Genomic DNA, 18752 nt, shown 5'->3' on the forward strand with positions numbered 1-18752 from the left:
CCCTCACCCCGCTTTTCTATTTCGCTAAAGAATTTTCCTGGGCGAGCCTGGAGACAATCGGCATCCCGTCCCAGCTAATCTCACTCGATGATTCAAACGTTTTTATTTCAGGTTCTTCCAGCAGTGCCGAAAAGTTTTTGACCTCTAGTTCTCCAAGATCATGTTTATCAGCCAAAATGTTCAAAAACCCTTGTCTCACAGAGTCCAGCTGGGCAGATTGATTGTCTCCGTCCCCGTCGAATGAATAAATAACCCCTGCAACTGGTACCCGCTTAACGATATGATTTTTCATCACTCTTAAAATAAAATCCCAATCCCAATAATTGTGCACATCCAAGTCAAAGTAGCCTATTTGATCATGAAGCTGCCTCTTGTACAAACTCCCGGACGGTACGTAAGTGGAGAACCGCTTCATATTATGCGGATCATACTGATAGGCAAAGAGCTTTCTCTCCTGCGGGAAACGGATGAATCTCTGCCATTTGAACCTTACAATTTCAGCATCTGAGTAAACAAGATCCGCCTTATCCAATGCGCGGGACATGCGCTCCAGGTGGGCGGGCATGAGCAGGTCATCATCGTCGCACAGCATAATGGCCTCCCCTGTCGCCTGCCTCACTCCGAGGTTTCTTGCGGTAACATGGCCTCCATTTTCAGTTAAATGCTCAATCTGGATTGGCAGCTCCGGATACATCTCCTTCAGTCTGTCCACCCGTTCTCCCGCATCATTGACAATAATGATTTCATACGGCTTCAGTGTCTGCCGCAGGAGACATTCCATTAGCTCGGCAAGCGCCCATAAACGGTTATAGGTTGTGATTACGACAGATATTTTCATTTAGCCATCCCTCACTTACGTTTCTTTGTTTTCATTAAATCATATATTGCGTCCGATATCATCTTTCAGCAGGTTAGTTTTTACTCTTGTCAAACAGGGTACTGTCTCATTAAACACTGTCTTTAGGGAGGAATTGAGAATGAAATTGTTTGTGGTTGAAAATGGAGTTCAGGCCTCTGAAAAAGTTAAGGAGCTGGAAGAACAAGGGTTAAGCAAACATTCCATTTTTTTGTTCGCACAAGATCCGGACCGTTCCAGGCATTTAACCGAAAACACAGATACAAAGGAAATGAGCACAATGGATAAGGGGCTATTCAACACGATGGCGAACGCGTTTCGATCCAGAACGGAAGAATTGACATCCAAAATGGCTGCTCTTGGCTTAAGCCAGAATGAAGCACTTCACTATGAAGAGGAACTTGCCAGCGGCCGCATTGTCATTTTGGCTAAAGAAGAGTAAAGCGCCCTTCATCTGGATAAATAAAAAGACTAACCCTGTTTTAAGGGTTAGTCTTTGACTTGAGAAGCACGGATATGCAATCCGCTTCTTCTATTAATGAGCTGTTCTTTTTGTCGCTCTAAAGATTAGTCCTACAAGGAATACGATAATGGCTGCACCGATAATCGCCGGGATAATATAGAAACCTGCGATTTCCGGTCCCCACGCTCCAAGGAGCAATGTGCCAAGCCATGCGCCTGCAAATCCTGCGATAATGGAACCAATGATTCCGCCCGGCATTGAGTTTTTTACTAGCATGTCACCAATCCAGCCGATGACTAATGCGATTAAGATAGATACGATAAAGTTCATTGAATTGTCACTCCTTTAGGTTTTAATACTCTATACATTCCTTGAAAATACACCTTTAAAACCTATTCAAAGTGGAAATCTTTATAAATAAACCATTAGTCCTGATTAAAAATCCTTATTATCCCTATTTATGATTCGATGGATTCAAAAAAAGAGGCCAGGACAAAAGGTTTCCTTCTAATAAAAAAGCTCTGTTGAACTTTGCTGTTGATTTCCGCTACTGTCGTTCGCTTCAATCAACAGGGTAAAAAAAATCAACAGCATGCTTTAACATAGCGAATAAAAAAACCGAGCTATTATCTGAAACTCTGGTATAGAGTTTCGTAATAGTTCGGTTTTTTTGTTTTTCATGCTTTTTCAAAAGAAATATTCGGTTAAAAGACAACAATTTTAGTTTTGTCCCAGCTTCTAATCTTTATATTTTTTTAAGCAAAACAGAGCCGAGCGGATCCAGCATAATGGACGCCGGAACTTTTTCCTCTGATGCACAATCCATCCATGTTCCTTCAGGCAGATTGAGTTCGGCGGATGAATCGACAGAATGATTCATCGCACTTAAGAAGCTCCCTCTGATGACGACCTCTGTCCCTCGTTCAGTTTCCATGAAATCTGCTCCCGCTTCTTCAAAAATGTCTTTGTATAGAGCCGTGAGCATGTGTTCTTCAAGGGCTGTTCCAATATAATAAACCGTTCCTTTTCCGAATCGGTTCTTTGTAACTGCAGCTGTCCCTTTGTAAAAGCAGCCATCGTATTCTGCCAGAACCTCCGCTGTAACCGGATCAATTAAATCACACCAAACCGATGCGCCGGATTCAAGGCCGTTCAGACTGCCTGACGTCCCGATTACCTTATTCTGCTGTCCGGTTTGCAAAGATTCATACTCATTGATCTGAATACCCGTCATAGCGGAAAGCTCACCCGGAAGCGTTTGTCCGGTTACAAAGTTATTTGGCTTTTTCACACCTGAACGATAGCTGAATACGACTGTTCCTCCGTTTTCTGCATACCGTTTCAGCTTTTCTGTAAATACAGGATTCTCAAGGAAGTAAATAGGGACAATAACCGTTTTATAGCCATCCAGACTGCTGCGGCTGTTTACCGCATCAGTGGCCACGTTTAAACGATGGGCCGGGGTATAATGTCTTAAAAGCTCTTCCCGGTGGGAAAATGCGCTGCTCTGCGGCTGAATTCTCCATGCCCATGCGTTCTCCGGCTCGTAGTAAACCGCTGCCTGCGCTTCATACTTCGAGGCAATCCAGTCATCACCATGTTTCTTTAATGAATCGATGACTTCCTTTACTTCGCGGAATTTCCGCTTCGGAATGCCATCATGGTCAAGAATGCCGTGGCAAAATTCTTCTGTTCCAAAATGCGCTGCACGCCATCTGAAATAAACGATCGCCTCTGCTCCTCTTGAAATAGCCTGATAGGTCCAGAGTTTAATATGTCCGGGTCTCGGAAGGTAGCCGATTTTGCTCCATCCTTGAGCTCCCGACAGTTCCTCCATAACCCAGTAGCCTTTTCCGTTCTTTGTCCCCCGGCACAAGTCATGCTGATGGGCAATGGCGGAAGGAGAGACCGGTTCTGCCAGTCCGCCCCATACCGGATAATTGTCATAGGCGACATAATCCAGATCCTCCGCCATGTCCCATTGATTGATGGCCTGGTCCGTATAGACGAAATTATGAGTCAAAAATTGATTTTCCCGGATATGGGCCCTTAGGATATCGGTCTGCAGCTTGTTGTAGCTTGTGTAGGCGTCCGCACAAAAACGGTCAAAATCAAGAAGCAGACTTGGATTGTGTTCCTGGAGCACTTTTCTCGGCACGGGAATCTGTGCCCAATCCGTATACGTCTGGCTCCAAAAGACGGTACCCCATTCTTTATTAAGACGAACAAGCGTTTCATACTTTTGTTTTAACCAGTCTTGGAAGGCTTGCCGGTCCTCTTCTCCGTAGCTCCGGTCTGATTTTTCATGTCCGTATTCATTATCTGTCTGCCAGCCGATTACATCCGGGTGCTGACCATAATGTTTTGCCATTTCAGCGACGATTTTTTTCGTATATTCACGAAAGACCTTGCTGTTTACCGTGTAATGCCTTCTCGCTCCGAAGGAAATTTGAACCCCGTTCTCATCCGTCGGCAGGATTTCCGGATGCTTCTGGATCAGCCAGGCAGGCGGAGTAGCAGTCGGCGTTCCAAGTACAATTTTGATTCCATGATCGGTAAGCAGTTGAATGGCCCGGTCATAAACGGAGAAATCAAAGCGCCCCTCTTCCGGCTCCATCAGCTGCCAGCCAAATTCAGCCAGTCTTACCACATTCACTCCGAGCTCCTTCATAAGCCTGATATCTTCCGGCCATCTCGATTCAGGCCACTGCTCAGGATAGTAATCCACTCCGATAAACATCCATCCACACTCCTGTCTGCTTATAGTTGAACGGGTTCTCCACCCGTTTTTTCAATAAAGGATGTAAAAGCTGCCATTCCTTTTTCATCCCGTTTAAATACACCGGCATGCTCAAGGATCACAGCGAACACTTTCCCCAGTTCTTCCTGCAATAAAGCATAAGCGTTATCCCCGTTCATGCTGCAGCGCTTCTTTATTTCAAGCGCCCAGTCCAAATGCTTGCGGAGTTCCGGACGCTTCCTGATTTCCTCTTCGGCGTCTTCTAATGGAAGAATCTCGGAAAGCTGCTTCATTTCCTCTGTTAAACGCCCGGGCAGAACCGCTAATCCCATTACTTCAATGAGACCGATGTTCTCTTTTTTTATATGGTGAACTTCTTGATGGGGATGAAAAATCCCCATTGGATGTTCTTCACTCGTCCGGTTATTGCGCAGGACCAGGTCCAGTTCAAACAGTCCGCCTCTCCGCCTCGCAATAGGTGTGATCGTATTGTGCGGTTCCTCTCCCGATGAGGCATACACATTCACATCCGGATCCGAATAAGCCTTCCAGCCATTCAGAACATGATCAGCAAGCTGCACCAGATGCGCTTTGTCCGTCCCCTGAAGCCTGACTACAGACATCGGCCACTTCACTATTCCAGCTTTCAGCCCCGGGAAATCGGGAAAAGAGAACATTTTCTCCATTTCTGCTTTGGCCATCGGGAAGTCGTGGCGCCCGCCCTGAAAATGATCATGACTCAGAATGGATCCTCCAACAATCGGAAGGTCTGCATTGGATCCGAGAAAATAATGCGGATACTCATCTGTGAAGTCGAGCAGCCTTACGAAGGTTTCTTTCGAAATACGCATGGGCTTATGCTCTCCTGCGAATACGATACAGTGTTCTTTATAATACACATAAGGAGAATATTGAAGAAACCATTCTTCTCCATTGAGTCCGACAGGGATAATCCGGTGATTCTGCCTTGCAGGGTGATTCACTCTGCCGGCGTAGCCGACATTTTCCTTGCAGAGGAGGCAGTCAGGATAACGGCTGTCTGCCATTTGCTTTGCCGCAGCAATGGCCTTCGGATCTTTTTCGGGCTTCGACAGATTAATAGTGATCTCCATTTTTCCGTAAGGAGTAGACGAATACCAATGCTGATTTTTCGCAATTCGGTCCGTTCGGATATAGTGGACATCCTGAGCAAACTGGTAGTAAGAATCCGTTGCTGCTTCAATGCCTTCCCGGTCTGATTTTTCAATGAATCGGCGGATGACTTCAGACTGGGATGGAGTAAGACATCCCATCAGCTTCGTATCCATAAGATCCCGGTAAGTGACAGAGTCTGCCTCAAGCCGTCCATTAACAGCCGCCCATCCAAGAATTTTCTCCAAAATCGGAATGGGCGTATCCGGCACTCCGCCAGTTGAAGCCTCGGCCTGTTCACCATTAAGATCCAGAGCCTCAAAAAGCCTGTTTCTTACGAGATCCACATCCCATTTGGACACGAGCTTTTTCTCCATTCCATATTGAAGCAGTTCCTCTATATACGCATAAATCGGATTTGGCATACCGTTCCCTCCTATTCAGTTATGGCAATCGTTTAATAGCCATCCGGGTGTTTTTGATACCATTTCCACGCACTCTCAATCATTACTTCAAGGTCAGCATACTTTGGCTTCCAGCCAAGCTCTGAGACTGCTTTTTCAGACGAAGCAACTAATCTCGCAGGATCTCCCGCTCTCCTCGGCGCCGCTTCGGCAGGAATGGCATGACCTGTTACACGTCTTGCAGCATCAATCACTTCTTTTACAGAAAACCCGTTTCCGTTACCAAGGTTATATGTCCCGCTCACCGCCCCTTTTCTTAGAGCGTCAAGAGCAAGCAAATGAGCGTCCGCCAAATCCGTTACGTGAATGTAATCCCTTATACACGTCCCATCCGGTGTCGCATAATCCTCTCCGTAAATCATAATCTTTCCGCGCCGGCCCAGTGCCACTTGCAGAATGATGGGGATGAGATGGGTCTCAGGATCATGGTCTTCTCCAAGCTTTCCTTCCATATGGGCACCCGCTACATTAAAATAGCGCAGGACCATATAGTTCAATCCGTATGCTTTCTCTGACCACTTCAGCATTTTTTCAATGGCAAGCTTCGTTTCCCCGTATGGATTTGTCGGTTCCGTCGGCTCATCTTCCCGAATCGGAATAGTTTCCGCCTCTCCGTAAGCAGCAGCCGTTGAAGAAAACACGATTTTTTTGACATCAAACTCCTTCATCACTTTCAGAAGGCAAAGGGCGCCGTAAACGTTGTTATCGTAGTACTTCAGAGGATCTTCGACACTCTCTCCAACTAGAGAGTCTGCTGCAAAATGCATTACAGCTTCAATCTCATTCTCCTGAAATAAATGCCTTAAGAACGCTTCATCCCGCAAGTCGCCCGTGTAAAGCTTCGCTCCTTCCAGAACCGCCTCCACATGTCCTTTTTGCAGGCTGTCCGCCACAATGACCTGTTCTCCCCGGTCCAGCAGCTCCGACACCGCGTGACTTCCGATATATCCGGCTCCGCCGCAAACTAAAATTGCCATGATATTTCCTCCTTAAATAGAAGTGATTTCTCTTGCACCTTCGCCAACTTCCACAACATAAAATGCCGGGATCAGACCTGTTTGTTTTTCATAAGCGGCACCCGCCCCGGAAATGAATGAAGGGACCGCGTCTTTTTGTACAATACTGACCGTGCATCCGCCGAAGCCTGCACCAGTCATTCTTGAACCGGTGACACCCGGCTGTTCCCAAGCAATTTCCGCCATTGCGTCCAGTTCTTTTCCGGTTACTTCATAATCATCCCTCAGTGATTTGTGGGACTCATTCATTAATTGTCCGAAGCCTGCTATATCTCCTTCGCGGAGACGCTTCACCGCCTCTAAAGTCCGGATATTTTCCATAACAGCATGCCGGGCTCTTTTTCGGTCTGTTTCATTTTCGATTGCATATTGGTTTTGTTCAAATTCCTCCGCAGACAGATCTCCGAGTGACTGAATATCGAGCTTTCTTTTCAGTTGTTTCAATGCGCGCTCACATTCAGCACGGCGCTCATTGTACTTTGAATCCGCAAGTGTCCGTCGTTTTCCTGTATTGGAAATGACGAGGACCGCATCATTCAATTCCAGCGGACTGTACTCATACTCCAGAGTTTGGCAGTTTAGGAGCACAGCCGAATCCTTCTTGCCCATCCCAATGGCAAATTGGTCCATAATTCCGCAGCTTACACCAATAAAGTCGTTTTCTGCATGCTGACTCATTTTGACCAGTTCAATCATGTCTATTGAAGATCTTGTCAGTTCGTTGAACATCACAGCTGAAGCAAGTTCAATGGATGCTGAAGATGAAAGTCCGGCACCGTTCGGGATATTTCCGAAATACAGCACATCCATTCCGTGGATCAGCTTCATTCCTTTTATAGCGAATTCTTTCATAACCCCTTTCGGATAATTAGCCCAATCATGTTCCTCCCGATATTGGAGATCATCCATCCCGAATTCCATGATTCCTTTTTCTTTGAAATTCAGAGAATACAGCCTCATCAGCTGATCGCTCCGTTCTCTTACAAGACAGTATGTTCCGACATTTAAGGCACACGGGAAGACGTGTCCGCCGTTATAATCCGTATGCTCTCCGATTAAGTTCACTCGTCCCGGAGCAAAAAAAGCCCGCGGTTCTGACCCATGCCCGAATACTTCATTAAATTGATTAAGTAACTTTTTAAGCATCGTTTTCCCACCTGACATTCTATCAATATTTATCGCACGAACCGTCTTTCGCACTCTGGATACGAACATTTCTTTTCGTATTTGAAAACGTATTCAATACCTATTTTCATTGTAGAGGTGTGAATAGGGGATGACAATGGTAAAATAGTTCATAAACAAGGGTATTTTTTTGCTCTTATAAAAGAAGGCTATTGCGCAAAGGTTCAATGTTTCCACAACTTAGCAGATTAACTGTCCTGCAGATAAAATAATCTTTTTTTGCTTGGAGGGAAGGTTTATGCCTGCATCATCATACGGGTCTGTCGCGTTCCGCTTTAAAGAAGAGCCTCTGAATAAGCTCGCCCAGCTCTGGTCGGTCGGATGGGATGTGCAGGCATCCTCCATTTATTCGTGGAGCGGGACTGAGAGGAAGGATTTGGGGAAGGTCATTTTCCAGGTGACCCTCTCAGGATTCGGAGAAATTCAAATAGACGGGAAAACCCATCGAGTTCAGCCGGGACAGGCTTTTATCGTAAAAAGCCCAAGTAATTACCGCTACTATTTGCCGGAAACAAGCGATAAATGGGAGTTTATGTACCTAACCTTGTATGGGGAGGAAGCAGATCGCTGCATCAATCATATCCGTCAAAAGACCAGCCAGGTTCTTCGTTTCCATCCAGAATCCATCCCGGTGAAGCTGTTAAAACAAATTTATGATGAAGCGAGTACAAAAAACATCAAATCCGCCTATAAAGGATCGAGTCTCGCCTATCAATTCATCATGGAGCTGTATGAATACGTATCGGAGATGGATAAAGAAATGGATGAGTGGCCCGAGAGTGTCGTCAGTGCCGTGCTTTTCGCAAGACATTCGTACGATAGCCCGATCGGTCCTGACGAAATGGCAGATGCATCCGGTCTTTCAAGATACCATTTCACAAGAATGTTCAAGAAAAATACGGGTCTTACCCCGATTCAATATTTAACGAACATCCGCGTGGCAAAAGCAGTTGAATTGCTTACGCACACCAAATACACTATTGAAGAGATTGCCGGGCTTGTCGGATATACGAATGCCAATTATTTAAATAAAGTATGCCGGAAAGTAACCGGAAAATCCCCCGGACAGATCAGGAAGGAAAAAACCGAGTGGCAGCAGGAGAAATTCATCCAAGACTAACTAATCATTAATTTCAATCGTCAATGATCCTTTTGAATGAACGATTTTCATGCTCGTTCCCGGTGTCATGATGTTTTCAAAAATATCTTTAGCCGTTTGAAGAGCAAGTTCCATCCGCTCCGCTTTCTCTTTTTCCTCTTCATTCAGCCCGTTTTGCTGCAGGGTGCCCATCACTTGATTGTGGTCCTTTTCCAAGCGGTCATAAATCTCATCATATAAGGTTTGAATGTCCAACGGATCACCTGCTTTTTCTTCATTTAGTGTCATTATATCACGGTTCAAACCATGTGCCGCCGGTTCAGTTTATACGGCGGCGGCTTCCTGATTTTTTTACACATTCATCGGAACGCAGCTGCTTCTTCTCTTTTTTATAAAAGCTCTGTTAAACTTGGCTGTTGATTTCCGCTGAAGTCGTTTGCTTATCCTTGGGCGGGCGGTGAGCCTCCTCCTGGCTTCGCCACTGCGGGGTCTCACCTGTCCCGCTGCTCTCAGCTCGGAGTCTCACGCCTTCCGCTCCAATCAACAGGTGTGAAAAATCAACAACATCCTTTAAAATAGCCTTTATAAAAGCCCGAGATTCGGACAAACCGGCTGAAACGAATGATTTCTTTTAGTTAAGAGTGCTCCGAGCGTGCCATAAAAGCCAGCGTTTCTGAAATCCCACGCTTATAGGATGTAGATGGAAGAGGTCCTGCCTTCTGTTCATATTTCTCCCCGGATAAAATAACAGGCTGTTCATTCAAATACATCATTTCTCTCACTTCCTTCATATTCCGGTTAAACAGACCCATAAACCAAATCGCCCGTTTTCCTATTTTCATGACAGGTCTCGAGTAGCCGGCTTCTGTTTTGAGCAAGCTTATTATTTCGTTCCCGCTTATTGTCCCCGCCCCAGGAATGTTCCAATTTTGCCCGTACGCCTCCTCATTTAAGATCAGAGTTACCGCAGCTTTAGCTCCATCCGGAGTATAGATGAATTCTCTTTTTATCTCCATATCTCCTATAAAAATGGCCCGTTTATTGGCCATGACATTTTTCAGTGTTTGATGAAGAAGCGAATTCTCAGCATTAGGCCCGTAATAATCAGGGAAATGGAGGATCATGTATGGGATTCCTGCTTCTCTTACCATGTTCTCAAGGGATAAACGAATTTTCCCCTTTTTAGTATGGGGATTTTTTTGCGCATTTTCCGTTACTTTTTTGCTGTATTGTCTGCCATATGCGTAAATATTATCAATTATAATCAGCTTCGCCTGCTCAATCTTAGCCGCCTGCACCGCATGCCTCATGATGGCGGGGTGTCCATCCGTCCAGTCCGAATAGGGAACACTGACTGTATGAAAAATCACTTCCGCTCCTTTGCAGGCCTGCAGGATATCTTCCTCTTTAAAAGCATCGCCAGTTTTAATATCGATTTCTCTTACTCCTCCAAAGAGCCGCTCAAGTTTCTTTTTATTCCGTGCAAATGCCGTCACTTCAAATCCTTGACGCACAAGTTCGTTTACTAGTGAATACCCCATTCCTCCTGAGGCTCCAAGTACCGCAATCTTTTTCATCCAAATCCCTCCTATTATTTAACCAGTGGTCAATTACGGGGTAAAAAAAGGCTGCAGCGCGATCTGCAGCTATTTTTTAATAAGTGTCTGCATTAAAAATTGGACATGGCGCTCCGCCATTTCTTTCGTATCTTCAAACTTCATTCCTGTTTTGCTATAATGTGTCACAAATCCATGGAGCGATAGAAAAACAGACCAGATTTCGGAAACCGTTACTTTTCCATCCGTGAGGTTATAAAGAGACTGTGCGAATTTCTCATAGCTGATGTTCGGTTCCTGTGCAAAATAGCTCTTTACTTCCTCATCCTTAATAAGAAACATCACTTCATAGTGACTCTGATGGGTGAGCCCAAATTCAATATATCCAAATAAGATGCTTTTGAGCTTCTCTTCATCTGATGCCTGTTCCCTGTCCACAATTCGGTTCAGAACGTCATCCAGGAGCTGAAAATCAGAACGGACCATCGCATAAAAGAGTTCCGCCTTGCTATTGAAGTGATAGTAGATGGATCCATGGCTGTACCCAAGTTCTTTTGCTATTTTCCTCATAGAGACATTCTGATATCCTTCTGCTGTAAATAGCTCGCGCGCAGCATCCATGATGATATCCCTTGTCAGCTCCTGCTTAACTGCTTTTCTCGCTGCCACTTTTACACCCCGTTTTATTAACCACTGTTTAATTAAGAGTTTATCTGTTATTCCCATAAACTGCAAGTTCTTTTTAACGACAGCACGTGAATCTTTATAACCACGGACTCTATTGGTATAATAAATAAAGAAGAGACAAGGATGGAGGTACAGCATATGAATATGCCTAAAGCATTAACCATTGCCGGATCGGACAGCAGCGGAGGAGCAGGAATCCAAGCTGATTTAAAAACGTTCCAGGAGCATGGAGTTTACGGAATGTCTGCTTTAACAGTAATTGTCGCGATGGATCCCCACAACGAGTGGCATCATCAGGTTTTCCCTGTTGAGCTTGATATAATAAAACCGCAGCTCGCTACAATCGTCGAAGGAATTGGAGCAGATGCAATGAAAACCGGTATGCTGCCGACTGTGGATATTATCCAGCTTGCAGCAGATACAATAAAGAAGCACGGTTTGAAAAATGTGGTCGTGGATCCTGTTATGGTATGCAAGGGAGCGGATGAAGTCCTTTACCCGGAGCTTGCTGAAGCACTCCGTGATATCTTAACTCCGGTTGCAACCGTTGTTACACCCAACCTTTTTGAAGCCGGACAGCTGAGCGGAATCGGCGCCATCACAACCGTTGATCAAATGAAAGAAGCGGCGCAAAAAATTCATGCACTCGGCGTTCCATACGTTCTGGTTAAAGGCGGCGGAAAGCTTGATCATGAGAAAGCAGTCGATGTTCTTTATGACGGCACAGACTTTGAAGTCCTTGAAAGCGAGCGGATTGATACTTCGTATACTCATGGCGCTGGATGCACGTATTCATCAGCCATTACCGCGAACCTTGCAAAAGGCCTCGATGTAAAAGATGCCATTTATGAAGCTAAAAAATTCATTACAGCTGCGATTAAACATTCCTTCCCGCTGAATGAATATGTCGGACCTACCAATCATGCAGGATTAAGACTGTATGGTGAATAAAAAAGAGCAGCCTGATCGGATGATTGGGCTGCTTTTTTGTTTTTGGTGAGATGTGTTGCCTGTTCCGGGGCATTTAGTTTTTTCGTACCTGGTATTTAGCTTGTTTTGGGGAATGTCTGAAAACCGCCCTATTCAAGTTCCTTTCCCTGCCGGCAATCAAGGTTATCCACAGTTTTATTAAGGTTTCGCTTTTATTTTGTAAATTGTTAGATATACACAGGTAAAACTCGGTTTACAAACAGGTTATCCACAAAAGTTATCAACATATCCACAAAAGTTATCAACATTTTGTGTGGGTACGTGTGTTCCCTACTATATCTGCGTCTGCGTTTTTCGTCATACACAGCTTGTTCACAGGTTCATGAAATAAAAAAAGGAAATGGATCATGGTATGGAGAAATTAACCTTATAGATGGGATGAAAACTTTGCGAGGAGAGGTCTTTTCGATTTACGAATGTACTAGAATAATAGAAAAAGCCGGGGGACACCGCTTCAATGCCAGAACTTTTATTGATCCTTCTTATTGCATACGCAGTTTGCTTTATCCTTTTTTCTGTACTGTTTGCCCTTCTCTATCTAGCTTCAGGCAAAAAAAGCTCCTTTAAACAGGCTGCTGAGGATGTAGTGGATCTCTTTGTTTTAACGCCTGCCGGATGGTTCATTTCCATCCTTTACTTTCTGTATCTTGTGGCCGTTTTCCCTTTTTGGTGGCTGTCGAAACGAAAATAACGAAACAAGCCCCCATAGACACCGGGGGCTTGTTTCGTTATTGCTTGTTTAAGCCGTTCTTTTCCACAAATTCCTTCATGTACATCCGCTGAGGATGGGAAAGCATTTGCGCCATTTGCCCCGTCCACGTATCCGACCGCTCTCCTCCGGTACGCTCCTTATAGTAGGAGGACACTGTTTCGTTGTATTCATTAAGCTGTTTCTCATACTCTGCCGGATCTGTATCATATTGCTCCTCGAAATAAAGATGTTCGAATGGCAGTCTTGGCTTTACATCAGGATTCTGGTCCGGATAGCCGATCGCCATTCCGAATAGCGGAATCACGCGTTCCGGCGTTTTAAGCACTTTCGCCACTTCCGGGAGATTGTTCCGCAAACCTCCTATATAACAGATGCCAAGCCCCATCGATTCGGCAGCGACAGCTGTATTTTGGGCGGCAAGAGCTGCATCGATGAGAGCGACCATGAATTTTTCTGTGCTTTCAAGGGATTCGGTTACATCCATGTTCTCCATTTCCCCTATTTTCTGATGCCGGTAGAGGTCTGCGCAAAATACAAAGAAATGGCCGTTATGCGCCACATAAGATTGTCCGCCGGCAAGCTCGGCAAGCTTCTCCTTCGCTGCAGGATTTTTCACTCCGATAATGGAGTATGCCTGGATATTGCTTGAAGTGGAGGCAGCCTGCGCCGCTTTCACGAGCAGAGAAATTTGTTCATCTGTTAATGGCCGGTCTTCAAACTGGCGAATGGAGCGGTGTTTTAATATCGTTTCAATAGTAGAATTCATTGTCTGCATCCCTTTCTTTTTTTAAAAGCTCCGTTAAACTTGGCTGTTGATTGCAACAGTTAGCAGGCGCTCACTTTCTTCGGGGTTTCACCTGTACCGCTGCTCTCGCTTGAGTCTCGCGCCTTCCGCTTCAATCAACAGGTGTTAAAAACCAACATCAGGCTTTAACAGAGCCTTTGTTAAAGCCCGCTTCCTGACGGGCATGTAAACAGGAAAGCCTGTGAAGCAGTTTCCAATCTTTATACTCTTTTCCCTCTCACCTCCGTACTGATTTCCTGTCTAAAGAGTATCCAAATTGGCAGAAGCGCGTCAAACAATTGGTTTTAGAGAGGTTTAAAAGCGAATGTTTGAGGAAAATAAAGAAAATAGCTAATGAAGCTTTGATGAGAGCCAATGTATGAATAATCACCCTAAGGAGTTTTCAGCTTGAGCGTACATACAAAAAATCAGATACAGTCATCTAATATAATAAAATTTCTTATTCCGTCTCTGCTCGGTATTTTCCTGTTTATCATTCCCATAAAATACGGCGGGGATGTCACCATCCCTATTGCTATATTCTCAAACGTGCTTCAGGAGGCTCTTGGCGGCTGGCTTCCTGGTATTATGACAGGCATTATTACCGTAACGGCTGCGGGAACCATTTTGTACAAAACCGCTAAACCTGCTTTTATGGAGAATAGCCCGTTTTTGACTGCCCTTTTCAATGTTCTCCCGATTTGGACAGCCGCGAGGATCATCGGAGCTATTTTTGCGGTACTCACTTTTTTAAAAGCGGGACCGGAGTGGATTTGGTCAGAGGACACGGGCGGCCTACTTTTAACTGATTTACTCCCGGTGCTTTTCTGTGTATTCCTTTTTGCAGGCTTGTTCTTGCCGCTGCTCCTGAATTTTGGTTTGCTCGAGTTTTTCGGTGCCCTTCTTGCCAAGTTTATGAGGCCGGTCTTTAAGCTTCCCGGCCGTTCTTCCATTGATTGTCTGGCATCCTGGCTTGGTGACGGAACGATTGGCGTTTTGCTTACGAGCAAGCAGTATGAAGAAGGATTTTACACAAAGCGGGAAGCGGCGGTTATTGGCACGACCTTTTCAGTTGTGTCCATTACGTTCAGTCTTGTCATTATTGGCCAGGTCGATTTAAAGGGGTACTTCATTCCCTTTTATTTAACGGTAACAGCTGCAGGGATTGTGGCAGCGATTATCTGTCCGCGAATCCCTCCGCTTTCGAGGAAATCGAACACGTATGCAAATAACGAAGAATCAGGATTGAATGAAGACATTCCAAATGGATATTCCCGTTTTGGCTGGGGCTTGAAAATGGCTTCCGAAAAAGCAGAGAGTAGCCGGGGCGTGAAGGAATTCTTCAAAGATGGGGCAAAGAATGTATTGGATATGTGGATGGGAGTTGCACCGATTGTCATGGCGCTCGGGACCATCGCACTCATGATTGCTGAGTTCACTCCTTTTTTCAAATGGCTCGGCTTACCGTTCATTCCCATTCTCCAGCTTCTGCAAGTACCGGAAGCGGCGGCAGCCTCTCAAACCATTATGGTCGGGTTTGCTGATATGTTTCTTCCTTCTGTCATAGGCCAGGATATTGAAAGTGATTTGACCCGTTTTGTGATTGCTTCCTTATCTGTTACACAGCTCATTTATATGTCAGAAGTGGGAGGCTTGCTGCTTGGCTCCAAGATCCCCGTATCTTTTTGGGAGCTGTTCGTCATCTTTCTGCAGCGGACCATCATTACGCTGCCGGTCATTGTCCTGGTGGCCCATATGCTTTTTTAAAAATCAGCTTCGTGCAGTTTGGAACACCGGCTAATCCGGGCATGCAGTGGAAGCTAAACGGAAGACCTGTCTGTCACGGAAATCAACTAACAAGTAAGCACTGAATATAAAAAATCCCCTCCGGCATCGAAGGGGATTTTTTTACGTTTTCGGAAAGGTAAAGCCTTCACCGAATACATCGCGGACGTCATGGATGACGACAAACGCTTTATCGTCAATCTTATGAACAATTTTTTTCAGCTGGAACAGCTCCTGTTTGTTAATCACGATATAAAGGATGTCCCGTGACTCTTTTGTATAGCTGCCTTTTGCAGAGATAACCGTTACTCCCCGGTCCATATCTGCATTCACCCGGATTGCCACTTCATCTGCATAATCGGAAATAATGGTCGCAGCCTTCCTTGTATCGAAGCCTTCCAGTATATAATCAAGCACTTTTGTACTGATATAAATGGAAATGACGGTATACATCGTATTCGCAGCACCAATGACGAAATAAGAGCTCAGTACAACAATCATATCGAACAGCAGCATGGAGCTGCTTACACTCCAGCCGAAATATTTCTGAGTCATTCTTGCAAGTATGGCGGAGCCGCCGGTTGTTCCTCCTGCCCGGAGAACAAGCCCAAGGCCAACACCGATAAAAATTCCAGCAAAGACCGTCCCAAGAATCGCATCTTCAACCGGCGCGGCCATTCCTTCTGTAAGCCGTAAAAAAACCGATGTGAAAACAATTGAAATAATGGAATAGTACGTCACCCTCTTACTGAGCATGCGGTACCCGACAGCAAGCAAGATTCCATTCATGATGAAATTCGTGAAGCCCGGCGACCATTCCAGCACATAGTATAAGAGCATGGATATCCCTGTAACTCCGCCTTCTCCAAGATGATTTGGAATAGCAAAGAGATTAACACCAATTGCAAAAAAGAAAGATCCGATAATAAGAAGGCCGTATTCTTTAAGATTTGTCAGCATAGTTGTCGCCCCTCGGAGAATTTCGTTAAAAGAGTGCAGAAGCCGTTCCGGAACCGTGCATCTGTCTGACGCTCCGGCCGTCTTCCTGCCCTTTCTGTCCATCAATATATCATCCGCCACAGCGGTAATCAATACTCGGATTGTTTTTAATAATCTTCCAGCTCCGTTTGCTTTGTTTCTTTTCCTAAAAATGCTACAGCGAGCACCCCGACAAAGATAGAAATACAGAAAACGGTGAAAATGGTGCCGATTTCAATCTGGTTTTTAATCATGTAGCCAACGAGCAAAGGCCCAAGAATCCCGCCGATCCGGCCGAATGAAGCAGCCATTCCGGAGCCCGTTCCCCTGATTGAAGTAGGATATTGCTCAGGTGTATACGCGTAAAGCGCACCCCATGCCCCCAGATTAAAGAAGGAAAGCAGCATGCCCGTTGCAAGGAGAAGGCCGGCTGTTTCTGCATTCCCGAAGAAATATGCACTCGCGGCCGTGCCGGTTAAATAGACAATCAAAACAAATTTTCTGCCCATTTTTTCAATCAGCCAGGCAGCACTGAAATAGCCCGGAAGCTGGGCGAGGGTCATGATCAGCACATATTCAAAGCTTTTAATGAGGGTAAATCCTTTCAGCGTCATCACGCTTGGAAGCCAGAGAAACATCCCGTAGTAGGAAAACACGACAGAAAACCATAAAATCCACAGCATGGCAGTGCGCTTCGTATATTTTCCGCTCCACACTTTTGCCATTTTCACGAAAACTGATTCACTGTCCTTTTTTTGAACCGCTGTAAATGCACGTGAATCCGGCAGATTCCATCTTAAATACAGGGCGTAAAAGGCTGGGATGGCACTTATGACAAGAGCCGTTTGCCACCCGAAACGAGGGATGATAAAGAAAGCAATCAATGCAGCGATCAGCCAGCCGCCTGCCCAGAAGCTTTCAAGGAGAACCACAATCCTCCCTCTTTCATGCGGTTTGACACTCTCTGAGACTAACGTTGAAGCTACCGGAAGCTCTCCGCCAAGACCCATTCCAATAAAGAAGCGCAGGAATAGAAATACCGGAAGCGCCCATGCAAGAGCAGATAGCCCGCTTCCTACAGAAAACAGGAGAAGCGTAATGATAAAGACATTTTTCCGGCCGATGCGGTCAGCCATCAATCCAAAAATGAGAGCTCCCGCAGCCATCCCAATTGAGTTAACAGAACCAATCCAAGCCATTTGGTCAGGCTTGAGCTGCCATTCGACTGCAAGGGCAGCGATAATAAATGAGAGCAGTCCTACATCCATTGCATCGAACATCCAGCCCATGCCGGCTATTCCCAAAAGCTTTCGTTTTGAAAGCTGTTTCTGATTGTCCATATGTAACACCCTTCTTTTTCAAAATTCTTCTTCATTATGGCACAACCTTCCGTTTTAGCAAATATGATTCATGTTCCTTTTGACGGAAGGAGGAATGGAAGAAGAAATCCTCATGCTGCGCCATACATCATCCGGTCATGGAAGAGGTCATGATCGCGTCCATGACGCAGCAGGAAGACAACAAAAAAAGCACAGGCACTCCGAAGCCCATGCTTTTAACTTTCTTATTGAATGACCGTCCCTTGAGCGGGTATTGGATTCTCTTTCAGCAGACGGGCAAAGTGTATTAGATTATAGGCGAGCATTTGAACATGCTGCTTTGTAAATTCATTCTTGTACCCTTCCGCTTCAATGAATGAAGGTCCCGGACCAGCTTCCCCTACCCAATATGTATCGGTATTTGGAGGAATGGTAAAACCCATATGCGCCAGACCGTACAGGATGGATTTGGCCGCATCTTTTGCTCCATCTTCATTTCCTGTAATCACGGCTCCGCCTACTTTGTTGTAGTAAATTGACTGACCCTTCTCATTCGTTAAACTGCTTCCGCCGTATATTCTTTCCATCACCATCGTCGCGATGCTGCTTTTTTCTCCCAGCCACAGCGGTGTTCCGATAATGACAATATCAGCCTCTTTTATTTTTTCAAAAATCTCCGGCCATTCATCTCCGCCCCCCATGTCATCTGAAATTCCAAATGACACGTTGTAATCGGCCACTCTTACGATTTCCGTATAAACGCCCTCCCGCTGCATAATTCCGGTTACTTTTTTAATTAAGGCCTCCGTATTGGATTCTTCTTCTCCTTTTTTCAGGGAACAGTTTAAAACAAGTGCTTTTACCGTCATTTTTCAGCCTCCTCAAAATGTATAGTTTAAAAATTCCACAAATGAGAAATGCTAAACATAAAAATAGGCAAAAAATCTCAGCTAAAATCCTTTAATTTTCTGAATTTTGTGATATACT

Annotated in this window: 19 protein-coding genes; 6 read left to right on the forward strand and 13 right to left on the reverse strand. The window is 45.2% G+C overall.

Annotated elements, in window-relative coordinates:
• Positions 1–16 precede the first annotated feature (16 nt).
• Positions 17–838, reverse strand: a complete 822-nt coding sequence (locus CEF21_RS00605) for a glycosyltransferase family 2 protein (protein WP_123912943.1) — start codon at positions 836–838, stop codon at positions 17–19.
• 139 nt (positions 839–977) lie between these two features.
• Here CEF21_RS00605 and CEF21_RS00610 point away from each other — a divergent pair, with 139 nt between their 5' ends.
• The gene (locus tag CEF21_RS00610; RefSeq protein ID WP_123912944.1) at positions 978–1298 is read left to right on the forward strand and encodes a YflT domain-containing protein; all 321 of its coding nucleotides are present in this window, start codon (positions 978–980) and stop codon (positions 1296–1298) included.
• Positions 1299–1391: 93 nt separating this feature from the next.
• Here the strand turns inward: CEF21_RS00610 and CEF21_RS00615 are convergent, their stop codons facing one another.
• From CEF21_RS00615 to CEF21_RS00635, 5 genes are all read right to left on the reverse strand, one after another.
• A complete protein-coding gene (locus CEF21_RS00615; RefSeq protein ID WP_123912945.1) occupies positions 1392–1649 on the reverse strand; it encodes a GlsB/YeaQ/YmgE family stress response membrane protein in 258 nt (85 codons plus the stop codon).
• Positions 1650–2064: 415 nt separating this feature from the next.
• Positions 2065–4059, reverse strand: a complete 1995-nt coding sequence (locus tag CEF21_RS00620) for a beta-galactosidase (protein ID WP_123912946.1) — start codon at positions 4057–4059, stop codon at positions 2065–2067.
• Between the two features lie 20 nt (positions 4060–4079).
• Positions 4080–5615 carry a UDP-glucose--hexose-1-phosphate uridylyltransferase gene (gene galT / locus CEF21_RS00625; RefSeq protein ID WP_123912947.1) on the reverse strand — a complete coding sequence of 512 codons (1536 nt, stop codon included), beginning with the start codon at positions 5613–5615 and terminating at the stop codon, positions 4080–4082.
• A gap of 32 nt (positions 5616–5647) precedes the next feature.
• Positions 5648–6631, reverse strand: a complete 984-nt coding sequence (gene galE, locus CEF21_RS00630) for a UDP-glucose 4-epimerase GalE (RefSeq protein ID WP_123912948.1) — start codon at positions 6629–6631, stop codon at positions 5648–5650.
• Between the two features lie 12 nt (positions 6632–6643).
• A complete protein-coding gene (locus tag CEF21_RS00635; protein WP_123912949.1) occupies positions 6644–7816 on the reverse strand; it encodes a galactokinase in 1173 nt (390 codons plus the stop codon).
• A 277-nt stretch (positions 7817–8093) separates the two neighbouring features.
• Between CEF21_RS00635 and CEF21_RS00640 the strand changes: the two genes are divergently transcribed.
• Positions 8094–8975 (forward strand): AraC family transcriptional regulator, encoded by an 882-nt coding sequence (locus CEF21_RS00640; RefSeq protein ID WP_123912950.1) that lies wholly within the window; start codon positions 8094–8096, stop codon positions 8973–8975.
• Here CEF21_RS00640 and CEF21_RS00645 read toward each other — a convergent pair whose 3' ends face one another.
• The 3 genes from CEF21_RS00645 to CEF21_RS00655 form a co-directional block, all read right to left on the reverse strand.
• On the reverse strand, positions 8976–9257 hold the full coding sequence (locus CEF21_RS00645) for a hypothetical protein (protein WP_123912951.1): 282 nt from the start codon (positions 9255–9257) through the stop codon (positions 8976–8978).
• Positions 9258–9589: 332 nt separating this feature from the next.
• Positions 9590–10531: an SDR family NAD(P)-dependent oxidoreductase gene (locus CEF21_RS00650; protein WP_123912952.1), complete on the reverse strand. Its 942-nt coding sequence runs from the start codon at positions 10529–10531 to the stop codon at positions 9590–9592.
• Between the two features lie 69 nt (positions 10532–10600).
• Positions 10601–11179, reverse strand: coding sequence for a TetR/AcrR family transcriptional regulator (locus tag CEF21_RS00655; RefSeq protein ID WP_123912953.1), 579 nt, complete (start codon positions 11177–11179; stop codon positions 10601–10603).
• Positions 11180–11335: 156 nt separating this feature from the next.
• Here CEF21_RS00655 and CEF21_RS00660 point away from each other — a divergent pair, with 156 nt between their 5' ends.
• Positions 11336–12148: a bifunctional hydroxymethylpyrimidine kinase/phosphomethylpyrimidine kinase gene (locus tag CEF21_RS00660; RefSeq protein WP_123912954.1), complete on the forward strand. Its 813-nt coding sequence runs from the start codon at positions 11336–11338 to the stop codon at positions 12146–12148.
• Between the two features lie 496 nt (positions 12149–12644).
• The gene (locus CEF21_RS00665; RefSeq protein WP_123912955.1) at positions 12645–12878 is read left to right on the forward strand and encodes a hypothetical protein; all 234 of its coding nucleotides are present in this window, start codon (positions 12645–12647) and stop codon (positions 12876–12878) included.
• 37 nt (positions 12879–12915) lie between these two features.
• Here the strand turns inward: CEF21_RS00665 and nfsA are convergent, their stop codons facing one another.
• Positions 12916–13665 carry an oxygen-insensitive NADPH nitroreductase gene (gene nfsA, locus CEF21_RS00670; RefSeq protein ID WP_123912956.1) on the reverse strand — a complete coding sequence of 250 codons (750 nt, stop codon included), beginning with the start codon at positions 13663–13665 and terminating at the stop codon, positions 12916–12918.
• Positions 13666–14091: 426 nt separating this feature from the next.
• Here nfsA and CEF21_RS00675 point away from each other — a divergent pair, with 426 nt between their 5' ends.
• Positions 14092–15450: a YjiH family protein gene (locus CEF21_RS00675; RefSeq protein WP_164462056.1), complete on the forward strand. Its 1359-nt coding sequence runs from the start codon at positions 14092–14094 to the stop codon at positions 15448–15450.
• Positions 15451–15591: 141 nt separating this feature from the next.
• Here the strand turns inward: CEF21_RS00675 and CEF21_RS00680 are convergent, their stop codons facing one another.
• Positions 15592–16428 carry a YitT family protein gene (locus tag CEF21_RS00680; RefSeq protein WP_123912957.1) on the reverse strand — a complete coding sequence of 279 codons (837 nt, stop codon included), beginning with the start codon at positions 16426–16428 and terminating at the stop codon, positions 15592–15594.
• Positions 16429–16574: 146 nt separating this feature from the next.
• Positions 16575–17786 (reverse strand): MFS transporter, encoded by a 1212-nt coding sequence (locus CEF21_RS00685; protein WP_123912958.1) that lies wholly within the window; start codon positions 17784–17786, stop codon positions 16575–16577.
• A gap of 94 nt (positions 17787–17880) precedes the next feature.
• Here CEF21_RS00685 and CEF21_RS21160 point away from each other — a divergent pair, with 94 nt between their 5' ends.
• Positions 17881–18021: a hypothetical protein gene (locus tag CEF21_RS21160; protein WP_164462057.1), complete on the forward strand. Its 141-nt coding sequence runs from the start codon at positions 17881–17883 to the stop codon at positions 18019–18021.
• Here CEF21_RS21160 and CEF21_RS00690 read toward each other — a convergent pair.
• The gene (locus CEF21_RS00690) at positions 18011–18634 is read right to left on the reverse strand and encodes a flavodoxin family protein (RefSeq protein ID WP_123912959.1); all 624 of its coding nucleotides are present in this window, start codon (positions 18632–18634) and stop codon (positions 18011–18013) included. The two genes, CEF21_RS21160 and CEF21_RS00690, sit on opposite strands and share 11 nt — an antisense overlap.
• Between the last annotated feature and the right edge of the window lie 118 nt (positions 18635–18752).

This window comes from Bacillus sp. FJAT-42376 (genome assembly GCF_003816055.1).
Classification (GTDB): Bacteria; Bacillota; Bacilli; order Bacillales; family Bacillaceae; genus Metabacillus_B.